The following is a 12,777-nucleotide window of genomic DNA, read 5'->3' on the forward strand; positions in this document are numbered from 1 at the left end:
CCCCCGTTCTTTTCCCGCTTACGTAAAAGCCTTCTTACTCATCCCCAATAATCGCAAAACCGTATATATGAACGGCTCGGCCTTCATCATTGTATAGACGGATAGCATTATTGCCCGCTTGCATCCAGATGCGAATTTCACGCTGATCTTTGATATCCCATACTGGGAAGCCCCAGCCCGCTGTGTTGTGCAAATTGGTTCTGTACGTGTGCGCTCCTCCGTTAAGCTCTATGCTGAGGTCTCTGCTTTCCCCTGCACAGTAGTCAAAGCGCATCAAATAATAGCCATCCTCAGGCACCATAATACGGTCAAACTTAAGCTCGCCTCCATTGCCAAGACCTGTAACCTTCTCCTCACCTGCTGCATCTAATACAAATTCTGCGCCACCGCTCAGGCTGCCTTTTCCAACAGGAACATACAATTCTTTTGGAGGATTGTTATTAATAATATGGATTTTTTCCAACGCCGGCACAGCTCCTGCAATACGCTCCAGGAACAACGCGCTCTCGCCGCCAGCGAACGGAAATACCACATCCTTGGTCATGAATATTTTATTAGAGCCGCTTTGCGGCATTGCCATGTCCACTTTGTTGATTCCGTCACTGACACGCAATGTCCAAGGCTCTGTTGCTGCATAGAACAGTCTTATGGTATGAGGCGTATCCGTTGTTTTCACTGAAAACACAACACTGCCATTCAGCAATACCGCTTCCTGTCCATTCTCATAAACGACAGGCTCGCTGCCTTGCCGCGTTTGTCCCGCTGCTGCCAAGTACTCTGTTCTCGCGTCACTCATGTAACCGGAACAAATTCCTGTTGGCAGCTCCGAGATTTCTTTGGTGATATAAATGCCGGCGCCGCCGCCTTTCAGAAGCGGAAGCTCTATGACATCGGCAGACGTCACTTTGATGCGCTTCACCTTCATCAATTCGCCGCTGTAGTCATCCTCATAAATATCAGCCTCAAACTCACCTTCAGGCAGGAAATCCATGCTCAGGCGCAGGATCATCGCTTCGTCTGTAATGCAGCCAATCAGCCACTCTTCTTGGGAACGGCGCATAATGGCGGCATGATGGCCTGGGAAGCCAGACAATACCTTGACCTCATCGTAAACAGGCTTCATGCGGCGCAGAAAATCGGTCCCTTTCCATGCCTCCAAATAATAAATGGATGCTGCAATATGCGCAGCGCCTGATTCATACACGACGGAAAGCGCCATTTGATGCCCTAACGTCGTGTTGCGGTTTTTGTTCGAGAACCCGGTCGGCGTATAATCCATCGGACCGATGACATTGCGTGTAAAGGGAACCGTACAATTGTGCTTCGCGTCCGGTAATCCGCTCCACATATAATGCTCAATGCCCAGAATCCCTTCTGCCGTCATAAAGTTCGGCCATGTGCGTCCTTCGCCCATACATTTGGTCGCCCCATGGAAATTAATCATCAACTTATGTTTCGTCATTAAGTTTGCAATCATTTCGTATTGCCACATCGTATGCTGAGAATCGTTCTGGAAGAAATCGACCTTAAGCCCGTCTACCCCGCAGCTTGCCCATAACGGAATTTTCTCTTGTGCTTTCTCAGGTGTGTCGATATACTGCATGGCGCTCCACAGCCATACTACGATCCCTTTCGAGTGGGCATAATCGCACAGCTCTTTCAGCCACGTCATATCCCAGTCCGCATCCACGGTGAGTCCTTCAAATCCGACCGCTGCCGCATAATCCACAAAGCGCTTTTGCTCCGTATATAGCTGTGCGCTGTTCATATATTCCCACCAGCCCCACAAACAACGCCCCGGCTTGATCCAGCTTGTATCTTCCATGACAGAAGGCGGATTCAAGTTATAGTTGATGGTGGTATTCACCAATTCGTTCAAATCGTCTGTCACCACAATGACGCGCCAAGGAGAGGCGAACGGAAGCTTACAGGAGAGCGGTCTCCCCATTTCTTCCGGAGCGAATTCCAAGGACATGCTTCGCTCTCCGGCTCCGCGCAAATGACAGGAGCAATAGCTGCCATCCGTGTTGTATACCTCTGCTTCTGTAATCATGACCAAGCCGCCATTGTCAGCATGGAACAAGCTTGGCATCCCGTAATCTCTGCCTTCTTTGTCTTCCCAGCCGGTACGGTCATAGGTGCCTTCATAGCTGTTCACCCAATGCTGCAGCCACAATTCATTGTAGTCCTCTGCCAGATTGAAATTGGTTGCTTCACGCAATACTTTCATCGGTTTTTCTTCATTAGAGAGTACTTGATAGCGGAAAGCAGCCCCATCATCATAAGCACGCGCGCACAGTACGAACGTATACGCGCCGCACTGGAACTCTAGCGTCAGCTCATTCGCATGATTCTCATAAACTGCTTTTTTGCCCGCTGGTATGGAATAGCTCTCGTCAACAACAGCACGAGCTTCCTTTACAAAACGAAAGCCTTTTGTGAAATCCTCCAAATCACTTTCAAAGCCAAGCTTGCTTTGCTCGATGGCCGCTTTGCCATTGCGCTCAACAGCGTACCATAATTCCTTCTCGGCATTCTCGAACACTGTGAAACTAACAGTATGATTAGGCGAATACAGTTTCCACATAGATGCAATCCCCTGTCCATTCGTATTTTTTATTCCGGCAACAAACGCACCATACAGCTTGCATAATCATGGTTAAGCGTAATCTTGAGACCATTGTTCATCAAAAACGCGCCTGAATAGTTCTGATCCTGCTGCCCTTCTATTTCTACCAAATAACTCCTTTTCGCATCCAGCCCTCTTGGACGAATCGTAAATGCTGTGCGCCAGCGAGAAGGATGATCCAGGAATGCAAACAATACGCTCTCTTCTCCATTCTCGTACTGCACGGCCTGCAAGCCGTCCACCGGCAACGACGCCAAGCGGTGTAATTGCCCAAACTGAATAATCGAACGAACTTCTTTATAGAGCGCCACATATTTTTTCAGAAGCGCCATATCCTCTTCCGTACTCTCATTCAAATTAAGTCCAATGCCAAGCGCCCCGCACATGGAGATATGCAATCGGAACAACAGCGGCATGGCACGTTTGCCGTTGTTTCCTGAATCCGTCACCCAGGCACGCATATATTTGATTGGATATAGATAGCTATACCCTTCCTGAATGGACAAGCGGTCCAGAGGATCCGTGTTATCGCTTGGCCAGAATTCGTCGAAGTATGGCATAGCGCCATAATCCACGCGGCCGCCGCCGCTTGCGCAAGCCTCCCACTCAACCTCGGGATGCAGCGCCCGCAGCGACTGGATAATATGGTAAAACCCCTTCGTATGCCGGTACCAAATCGTTTTAAATTCACTGCGATCCAATACAGCAGAAGCAACCTCGCTCATTCCTCTGTTCATATCCCATTTGATATAGGAGATATCATTCTCCGTTAGCAGCCGATCAATCTCCGCAATGATATACTCCTGTACATCTTGCCTGGTCAGATCCAGCATATACTGGTAACGCCCTTCCATCACCGGACGGCTTGCGTAATGATACACCCAGTCCGGGTGAGCGCGATACAAGTCGCTGTCAGGATTCACCATCTCGGGCTCAATCCACAAGCCAAATTGCATGCCGTAGCTCTTCAGCTTTTGGGTCAGCGGTGCCAATCCGTTTGGAAATTTTGTTGTATTTATCCGCCAATCCCCCAGCCCCGCATGATCATCGCTGCGCTGTCCGAACCATCCATCATCCATAACAAACAGCTCCACGCCGATTTGTGCAGCCTTGTCGATAAGCTGAAGCTGCCCCTGCTCATTCACATCAAAATAGGTGGCTTCCCAGGAGTTATATAAAACGGAAAGAGGCTTTTCTGCCATCGGCTTTGGCATGACATATCGTCTGGAGAACTCGCCCATTGCATTCGACATTCTGTCAAAGCCATCCGGAGAATAGCCCAGATACAGAGCCGGAGCTTCCAGAGCTTCCCCGCCTGCCAATCTCCATTCGAAGTCGGTATCGTTCATCCCCGCCAAAATATTCAAATACTCGTAGGGCGTTTGCTCCAATACGATTTTGAAATTTCCCGACCATGCCAGTGCGCCGTAATAGACCTCTCCGTATGTTTCTCCCGCATGTTGATAGAGAACAAAGCTCGGATTCGCTACATGGCCCGTTGCGCCGCGCAGACTTTCCAACACTGTTTTTCCGCCCGTTATTTTTTGCTCGTATGCATCGAAATCAGAATTCCACATGCCGTTAAAGTTTTTCAGATTCCAGCCTGCTCCAGGCAACGAGCATTCTCCCGAATGCAGACGCTCCACGGTAACGACTTCGGTGCCACAGTTCTTAACTGTGCGACGCTTTTCAATGATATCTGCATCTTCATACACCTTGTAGTGCAAGGACATTTGAAGCGGATATACGGTGTCTTCCAGAACCACGGTGAGTTCGTCATTGTCAATCGTATGCCCCGCATAACGATAACGAAAATCTCTCACACCATCGGCAAACGTTACTTTGAAAGAAGTTTCCTTGAACCGCATGGTTCCAAAAGAGGAGCATTCTTCCCGCTTGACATCATTGAGGGGATGAAAGCCTTGCTCCCATATATAGGGCTCATTCTTGAAATCTTCAACCGAATCTATGCGCGCACCCCAATATAGATGCCGCAGGAGCCCTTCCTGATCTACACTAAAGCTATACGAGCAGTTTCTTGTGTTTAACAAAAAAACATTGTTTTTTCCTATGATGATAGCCATCTTCTATGTCTCCTTAGAAAGCGAATTCACATGCTCAAGCATAAGCGTTGCTGCCGTCCTCTAGTAGAAAAATCGGAAGCTTCACGGTAATACTCCTGCTTTAAAAGTGCACGGGGCAGGGTACAGCTTGCCGCACTCCGCCCCGTAATCATAGCGAAACTTTGTTGGATTGCTACATGCTTATTTCTTTTCGGCAGCGTTGTACAAGTCCATACGAACCTTGTAGTTAGCTGTATAGATATCTTCAATCTTCACTGCATTATTGGCTTCTAGCTCAGCAATCATTTTGGCATACATGCCGTCAATCTCACTCTGTGAATTTGCATACACCATAGAGGAGAAGCTGTTGTCGATAATATCCTTGATTTTTTGCTCACTCAATGCGTCGGGCGAGCCTCCCTTTGGACCCAGATCATCATAAAGCGCGGTATCCCAAGTGGAGCCTTCCATTGATTTCAGTGCATGTTCATTCACGTTATCTCTGTTGTAACGGAACATTAAGTCATAAGGAGTGCCGTCCTCGCCCAGTCCATTGCGAATCATCCATGTCCATTTGCGCGCGCCTGTTGTTTTCGAGAATTCTTGCCAATCCGCTCTAATGGAATCCAGCGCTTCCTGCGTCGGTACGTGAACGCCGTTCTCCATATTCCAGTTCATGCCTTCCTTACCCCACATCAGCAAATACTGGCCTTCTTCGCTTGCGAGGAAGTCTAGGAATTTGATCGTTTCTACCGGATGCTCATTCGCTACCGTAATACCAATGCCGTCCCAGCCCAAGGAGCTGCGAGGGCCAAAAGTTGTTTCTGCGGGATCAACGCCTGGAGCCGTTACTTTAAATCCGTAGAACAGTTGATTGGTATCCTCTCCGTATTTGGCGCGGAATGCCGTGTTGGCATCATTGACGATACCGCCCGCCGTCGCAAACACGCGTCCGCTGACCGTTTTCTGCTCATAGTTTTGAGCTTTATTGATGCCCCACTCACGGTCTAGCAAGCCTTCTGTATAAAGAGTGTTGATGAACTTTATCATTTCCAGGTAACGCGGATCTCTGACTATAAACTCAAGGCGGCCATCCTTCTCATAATACGTTTTCATCCCATACATCGCCTTGAAGGAACCAATGATAGTAGGCATGTGATCTGCGTTCACGGTCATCGGTATAGAAGGATTTCCGTCTACAGTTGGATATTTCTCTTTAAATTTTCTCAGCAGGTCCAAAAACTCATCCTGTGTAAAGGAATCTCCGGCCAATGCGCGCTCGCCATATCCGAACTCCTCAAGGATATCCATACGCATATTGATTGCCCAGTTTGGATCCGGATCCAGGCCGTACCAGTTGTTCAAATAATAATTTTTGCCATCCTCATACACGCTTTTGGAAAGCACGTCTCCATAACGCGCCTTGATGTTCGGAGCGTGCTCCTCAATCAAATCATTCAGCGGAATCAATGCTTTACCGGCAATGTATTTGTTCATGGTTGCTTCACGTCTGTCAATGACGGCAATATCAGGCAAATCACCGCTGACTAGCATCAAATTCAGTTTCTCATCGGGATTACCGGTAGGCTGCTGAATCTCAATAAATACACCTGTGCGTTCTGTAATTTCTTTTGCAACAGGGTTCGTAAATGGATCACCCACATTTTTGTCAAACAACGTTAATGTAATTGGCTTGTTCGTTGTACCGGTTGCTTCTCCCCCTTTGGGAACGTTCTCATTTTTGTCTCCGGTACTGCATGCGCTCATCAGCATAGTGCATGCAAGCAGCGCTGCCATGATCATTCTTTTTCTCATTCTGATACCCTCCTATGAATGAAATAGCTGTGATGAAACTAGAACTTTCTTGAATCTTGCTTCCCTGCTGCTTATGCAGGGGGATATATATTTCAACCATATCCTGAACCGAATGCCAGATTCGGAATATGGGCGAAAGCACGATGTTCGATTGGTAACGCCTAGCCTTTTACTGCCCCAATAAGCATTCCTTTCAGGAGGTACTTTTGCAGCAATGGATACATAAGAATGATGGGCAATGTCGCTACCATCGTCACTGTCATACGGATACTCTCGCTGGATACCGGCATCTTACGCTGTTCATTGGCAAGCTGCTGTGCCGCACTTAACATGTCATTGGTCTGGAATTGATTCAGAATTTTGACCAACACAGCTGATAACGTTTTCAAATCAGGGTTATACGTATAAATGTAAGAATCATACCACGCATTCCAATGAACAATGGCTGAAAACAAGGTGATCGTAGCCAGTACCGGAGTACACACAGGGATAATGACTTTAAGAAAAATCTGAATGTCATTGGCGCCTTCTATTTGTGCCGCTTCCTCCATTTCTTTGGGCAAGCCCTCCATGTAGGTGCGAACTAATATCATCCAAAATATACTCATAATCCCGGGGAAGATAAAAACCCAGAAGCTGTCGATCAGATTCAAGCTGCGAATGACCATGTAGGTGGGAATCAATCCGCCGCTGAAATACATCGTAAATACAAAAAACAAATTAATGCCGCGCCAGCCCACCAGCTCTCTTTTACTTAGCGAGTAAGCCAGCATGGAGATGCAAGCCAGCGTAAGAGGCACTCCAATTACCGTTCGAGCGACCGTCACTCCGATGGAATTCAGAATCTCTGCATCCTTCAATACCGTTTTGTAACTGTCCAGGCTGAATTCGGTTGGCCACAGCATAAATTGTCCATAAGTCGGGTCAGAAGCATCATTCAGGGATAATATGAAAATATGCCAGAACGGAAAGAAGGTAACGATGAACAATAACAATAAAAATCCGTAAATGATCATATTCCCCGTAATGGTTGCCAGCGTATAGCGCTGTGACCACTTGCTTCTAGCGACTGTGGGTGCAACTTCATTATTCATTTTTTCATTCCTCTCCCAGCCGTATGCACAAATGGTTAGAACAGATGCGTTTGGCCCATTTTTTTGGATATTTGGTTTACCGTTATCACCAGAATAAAAGCGATTACCGATTTGAACATGCTGACAGCGGCTGCATAGGAGAACATGCCATTCTGAATGCCATAACGGAACGCATAGGTGTCAATGACATCGGAATAGGCTCTGTTCAGTGAATTGCCCAGCAAGAAATATTGATCAAATCCGGTATTCATCAAGTTGCCGATGTTCAAAATCAACAGAATAATAATGGTAGGCCGCAGCATCGGCAGCAGGATGTGCCAGATTTGCTTCACACGATTGGCCCCGTCCACTTTCGCAGCTTCGAACAACTCCGTTGGAATGGCAGCGATGGCAGCCATATACATGATGGAATTGTAGCCCATATCCTTCCAAGCATTCGAAAGGGCAATAATGATCCAGAACATTTTGCCTTCCTGCATAAACAAAATACCTTGTTCTATAAATCCGATTTTCATCAGCAGCTGATTGACAGGTCCCTCAGCGGACAACAATGTAATCACAATACTTGCAGCAACAACCCATGAAATAAAAAATGGCAAGTAGGAGGCTGTCTGGACCGTCCGTTTGAACCAGGTTATTCTTGCCTCATTCAGCATGATTGCGATGATGATAGGAAGAATAAACCCGATCGAGAGCGTTAACACACTCGATACCAGAGTATTGCGCATCACGATCCAAAAGTCTTGCCCTGAGAAGAAGTATTGGAACCACTGCAAGCCCACAAAGTCCGCTTTAAAAAGCGAGCCCCAGAAATCCCCTAAAGTCGGCTGATAATCTACAAATGCCATGTACAAACCAACCATAGGAGCGTAAGCGAACAATGCTGCCCATACCACTCCCGGAATTAGAAGCAAATAAAAGTATCGCTGCCGGACCATTTTCTTAATTGTAGGATGTTTAAGAAACGGAATTTTCTTGCTGCTTCTATCCATCTCAACTTCCATTCTCCCGCCTCCTTATCTCCAATTTAAGTTTATGAATTCATCATATAGAATCTTGTTTTGTATCGCTATATCACGATTTTCCGATTTCTATCGCAAAAAAACGACCTTTCACCATATCATGTGTTTTGATGATTCCGATCAATTGACATTGCCTGCATTGGAACTTATACTCTGTTCTATCATCTAAGGATATGCAAGGAGGATCTATGTACAATATTATATTGGTCGATGACGAACGGCTCACTTTAGACACTCTTGCAAATTATATAGATTGGGAACAAATGTCCTGCCGTGTCGTTGCCACTGCCAGCAACGGACGGGATGCATTGCAAAAAATAGAAGCCCTGCAACCGGATATTCTCATTACCGACGTGAAAATGCCTGTCATGGACGGCATTGAGCTCTGCAAACAAGTTCATACTCGCTTCCCTAACATTCAAATTGTGTTTCTAAGCGGATACAATGAATTTGATTATGCTTGTGCCGCACTTCAGCATGGTGCCTGCGGTTATTTGCTGAAGCCCGTTGACCACGAGGAATTGGCTGCGACAATGAGGATGGTTCGTCAGCGTTGTGAAGAGCAGAAGAATCGATTCAACTCCACCTTATTAACGTCGGGAGAATACCTGCGTGAGCTTCTTCAGATCGGGGGAAATCTGCTCTCCGGCTTGGCAGACGAAGTGACTGCTGTATACAACCACCATTTGCATCTGCCTGCGGATAACAAAACCTTTTATTTTGTATTTATCAGTATCGACGAATACAGCCTGCTCGCAGAGAACCCGCTTGTATTCGACGCGCCTTCCGGCGATTTCTCCACTGTGGAAAGATTGGAATTTTTCATCGCGGGATTGCCAAGCTTTTCTCCTGGCGTGCTGACCAAATTGCGCGATGGCCAATGGCTTTTCGTCACCAAGGAATCAGACCGTACCGTGTTTGCGCATTGGAGAGATCAGTCCCCGAATGCGCAGCGTTGGATATCCCTGTTCCTGACAGACCAACCGCACTCCCTGCTCTCCTTTACCAAACAATGGCCCAAGATGCTGCAAACGCGCAATCAACTGGTTGCTATTCACGGCACGGGACTGATCCATGACAACTGGGAGAACATGCAAGCCATATTGCGCAAGGAACCCTTTCCTAAAACAGAGCACCTGATTGCCGCCGTACAGCAAAATCGCAGAGACCAGGTTGAAGAATGGCTCCATGACTATTACGATGGCGGTCTGCCGCCCGGCAATATCAGTCAAGCTTTTGTAGACAGCGTTTCCGTTTTTAATGCGGTGCTGTCTGCGGTTGCGGCTAACAACCGTCCTTTGCAAGAAATATTTGAAAACGATTCCAAATTCTTCGAGCGGCTGTCCCTGATGGAAAGCATGCAATCTATGAAGACACACATGCGGCAACTACTGAGCATTATGATGGACGAGCTGGAAGCATCTCCCGTCGATCGGCATATCGAGATTGTCAACGAAGTATGCAATATCATACAACAAAATTATGGCGGGGTGATCTCGATTGATGTGCTTGCTGAGCTCATCTACCTGTCACCCAACTATCTCCGAACGATATTCAAGGATGTTACGGGAAAAACACTGCTCGAATATGTAACTCAGGTCCGCATGGACCATGCTTGCCTCATGCTGCAGGAAACAAATATTAGAATCCATGAGATTGCCAAGCAAGTCGGCTATGAGAGCCCCTCCTATTTTGGCTCTGTCTTTTTCAAACGCACGGGGCTTACCCCTAATCAATACCGTACACACGCGAAAAAGAGACCACGGACATGAAGACATTGAAAAGGCTATTCAACAATTCGTCTTTGCTGCAGAAGCTGCTGGTTATCTTTCTTACCGTCACGATCATTCCGCTTATCTTTATTACGGTGTTCTTCTATGATCGTACGGAGCAGCGGCTGCTCGAATTGACTTATGAGAATATGTCTAGCAGCAACCAGCAAATCAGCAGCAATGTCAACGCTCACTTGAATAATCTTCGCCAGATTTCATCTCTGATTTATACAGATGAGAACTTGCAAGCCTATCTTACGCAAAATTACACAAGAGACTATTCTTTTGTCGAAGCCTACCGGTATATCGATGGACTCTTATACAGCTTGCTTACTGCGAACAACAACATTGCCAGCATCAACCTATATGTAGACAACAAGTCGCTTCCGGAGGATGGTCTGTTTCTCAAGCATATTACGCTTGAAAATTTGCCGCTTGAGTACTTAACTCAATTACAACAAACCTACGGCAACAATATATTCAGCAACGTGATTCAAGACAAAAACGGGAACAACGTGATCTATCTTGGGCGTATTCTTAACTTTAACGCTCAAAACCATTTTTATGGAATGGTGACGATCGGTCTTAATGAAGAGTTGCTCTACAAGTTGATCGAAAAAGAAGAGCAGAACAAAAGCGTCTATTTGCTCAATGAAAAAAATCAAATTATCTCAGCATCTGATAAGTCGCTTCTGAACCTGTCATTCAGCGAAGCCATAGGCCCCGAGTTGTCGGGCAATCAAGAAGTCGTCGCCATAGACGGACATCCCCATTTGCTGGTGTATAATACCATGCCTCATGGTTGGAAAACCGTCTCTCTCACACCCATTGACGAAATCATGAGTTCATCTCGTCAGACCGCTATGCAAATTGTTGTCATTGCGCTCTTTAGTATTGTCTTGTCCATCTTAATGATCATCGTCATTGCCAAATACTTGTCGCTCCGCCTGCGGAAATTAAACCGTCAAGCCGCACAGGTAGAGAAAGGAAATTTCACCGTCTTGCTTACGGATTCCAGCAAGGATGAGATCGGGCAGTTAAACGCAGCTTTCAACAAGATGAGCACACGTCTCAAGGATATGATTGATAAGCTGTATATCAAGGAAATTGCCAAGCGCGATGCGGAGCTTTATGCCTTGCAAAGCCAGATCAATCCGCATTTTCTGTATAATACGCTGTCGGGTATTTCCTCTCTGGCCATCCAAAACGATGATATGGAAGTAAGCAAAATGTTGAACCATCTCGCAAGATTCTATCAGACTTCATTAAATATGGGGCATCAATATATTACGCTGGAAAAGGAAATCGCCCTTACCAAGCACTATCTTGCCATCCAGCATTTGCGCTTTGAAGACAGCTTTATGGAACGCTGGGAAGTGGACGAGAGCTTGTGTAAACATGAAACGTTAAAATTGTTATTGCAGCCTTTTGTCGAAAACGCCATTAATCATGCAATCTATGATGATCAACAATGTCTCGAGATCTTCATCCGTATTTACCGATCCATGCACGCTGGTGCTCCAGCGCTCTTGCTTGAAGTAGAGGATGACGGCTGCGGAATGTCTTCTGAACAAGTAGAAACACTGTTATCCACAGAATCGAAAGCAGGATATGGCATCAAAAACGTTCATGAACGTGTGCAGCTTGCTTACGGACCAAACTATGGTGTAACCATTCATAGCCAAGCTGGATTGGGCACAAAAATCACCATCATGCTGCCTTTGCAGCAACATGATTAGGTGAATTTGATTGGCAGGCTGGTCAATCGGCTTCATAGGAGTAGGATAGTCCGGTTCGTGCTATAATGGTGTTCATACCCATTACATTCATCATTCTGCCGAGATGGCGATGATTAAGGAGATTGAACTTTGACTAACAACCATGATATTGGAGCAGTTAGCGAACTGCCGGAGAACTTCGAGGAGCTCAAACGAGCGGCCAATCGGACGGGAAGCTGGAGAGATAGACTGAATGCGGTGAACGAATTGGGGAACTGGGATACTGCCCCTACCATTAAGCTGCTGCAGTATGTTTTGGCAGGTGATCAAGTGTTCCAGGTGCGCGAAGCCGCATACCGCAAGCTGAAGCAGCTGGGTGAAGATGTGCAAATGCCTGCTCAAAATAAGGGCGAGCTGTTTAAAGGCCTGAACAAAGTTTTGCTGCGGATTAAGAAAAGCCTACCTGTTGGCCACACCTTCGAGCAATTTAAAGAAAAACTGCAAAAGACGCGTCTGGATATTTATGATACTTACGAGGGCAACAAAGGTGACCAGTTCGACTCCTGGCTTCGTGAAATTTGGGAGGCGCCAGCTAGAAGATAACCGCCAAGTCGGGGGATAATAGCCCACAACCTGCTGAACATAATGGCGAGCCTTCGCCTCG

8 protein-coding genes are annotated in these 12,777 nt (G+C 46.6%); 3 read left to right on the forward strand and 5 right to left on the reverse strand.

Annotated features, from left to right (window positions below; all coding sequences use genetic code 11):
• Positions 1 to 34 precede the first annotated feature (34 nt).
• The 5 genes from D3P09_RS09155 to D3P09_RS09175 all read right to left on the reverse strand — a co-directional run bounded on the left by D3P09_RS09155 (position 35) and on the right by D3P09_RS09175 (position 8,605).
• Positions 35 to 2,587: a glycoside hydrolase family 97 N-terminal domain-containing protein gene (locus tag D3P09_RS09155; protein WP_120109174.1), complete on the reverse strand. Its 2,553-nt coding sequence runs from the start codon at positions 2,585 to 2,587 to the stop codon at positions 35 to 37.
• A 29-nt stretch (positions 2,588 to 2,616) separates the two neighbouring features.
• On the reverse strand, positions 2,617 to 4,713 hold the full coding sequence (locus D3P09_RS09160) for an alpha-galactosidase (RefSeq protein ID WP_120109176.1): 2,097 nt from the start codon (positions 4,711 to 4,713) through the stop codon (positions 2,617 to 2,619).
• A gap of 180 nt (positions 4,714 to 4,893) precedes the next feature.
• Positions 4,894 to 6,507: an extracellular solute-binding protein gene (locus D3P09_RS09165; RefSeq protein WP_120109178.1), complete on the reverse strand. Its 1,614-nt coding sequence runs from the start codon at positions 6,505 to 6,507 to the stop codon at positions 4,894 to 4,896.
• 161 nt (positions 6,508 to 6,668) lie between these two features.
• Positions 6,669 to 7,601 carry a carbohydrate ABC transporter permease gene (locus tag D3P09_RS09170; protein ID WP_120109180.1) on the reverse strand — a complete coding sequence of 311 codons (933 nt, stop codon included), beginning with the start codon at positions 7,599 to 7,601 and terminating at the stop codon, positions 6,669 to 6,671.
• A 35-nt stretch (positions 7,602 to 7,636) separates the two neighbouring features.
• Positions 7,637 to 8,605, reverse strand: a complete 969-nt coding sequence (locus D3P09_RS09175; protein ID WP_120109182.1) for an ABC transporter permease — start codon at positions 8,603 to 8,605, stop codon at positions 7,637 to 7,639.
• A 206-nt stretch (positions 8,606 to 8,811) separates the two neighbouring features.
• On the opposite strand from D3P09_RS09175, the gene D3P09_RS09180 reads away from it, so the two are divergent.
• From D3P09_RS09180 to D3P09_RS09190, 3 genes are all read left to right on the forward strand, one after another.
• Entirely contained in the window at positions 8,812 to 10,395 is a 1,584-nt protein-coding gene (locus tag D3P09_RS09180; protein ID WP_165867368.1) for a response regulator transcription factor, read from the forward strand.
• The gene (locus tag D3P09_RS09185; protein ID WP_120109186.1) at positions 10,392 to 12,134 is read left to right on the forward strand and encodes a sensor histidine kinase; all 1,743 of its coding nucleotides are present in this window, start codon (positions 10,392 to 10,394) and stop codon (positions 12,132 to 12,134) included. The genes D3P09_RS09180 and D3P09_RS09185 overlap by 4 nt, the downstream gene beginning before the upstream one ends.
• Before the next feature lie 129 nt (positions 12,135 to 12,263).
• Entirely contained in the window at positions 12,264 to 12,716 is a 453-nt protein-coding gene (locus tag D3P09_RS09190) for a HEAT repeat domain-containing protein (protein ID WP_120109188.1), read from the forward strand.
• Positions 12,717 to 12,777 lie beyond the last annotated feature (61 nt).

This window comes from Paenibacillus pinisoli (genome assembly GCF_003605435.1).
GTDB lineage: Bacteria > Bacillota > Bacilli > Paenibacillales > Paenibacillaceae > Pristimantibacillus > Pristimantibacillus pinisoli.

Excerpts from the sequence above, each read along its gene's own strand:
- D3P09_RS09155 (WP_120109174.1), bottom strand. The coding sequence starts at position 2,587 with ATGTGGAAACTGTATTCGCCTAATCATACTGTTAGTTTCACAGTGTTC.
- D3P09_RS09160 (WP_120109176.1), bottom strand. The coding sequence starts at position 4,713 with ATGGCTATCATCATAGGAAAAAACAATGTTTTTTTGTTAAACACAAGA.
- D3P09_RS09165 (WP_120109178.1), bottom strand. The coding sequence starts at position 6,507 with ATGAGAAAAAGAATGATCATGGCAGCGCTGCTTGCATGCACTATGCTG.
- D3P09_RS09170 (WP_120109180.1), bottom strand. The coding sequence starts at position 7,601 with ATGAATAATGAAGTTGCACCCACAGTCGCTAGAAGCAAGTGGTCACAG.
- D3P09_RS09175 (WP_120109182.1), bottom strand. The coding sequence starts at position 8,605 with ATGGAAGTTGAGATGGATAGAAGCAGCAAGAAAATTCCGTTTCTTAAA.
- D3P09_RS09180 (WP_165867368.1), top strand. The coding sequence starts at position 8,812 with ATGTACAATATTATATTGGTCGATGACGAACGGCTCACTTTAGACACT.
- D3P09_RS09185 (WP_120109186.1), top strand. The coding sequence starts at position 10,392 with ATGAAGACATTGAAAAGGCTATTCAACAATTCGTCTTTGCTGCAGAAG.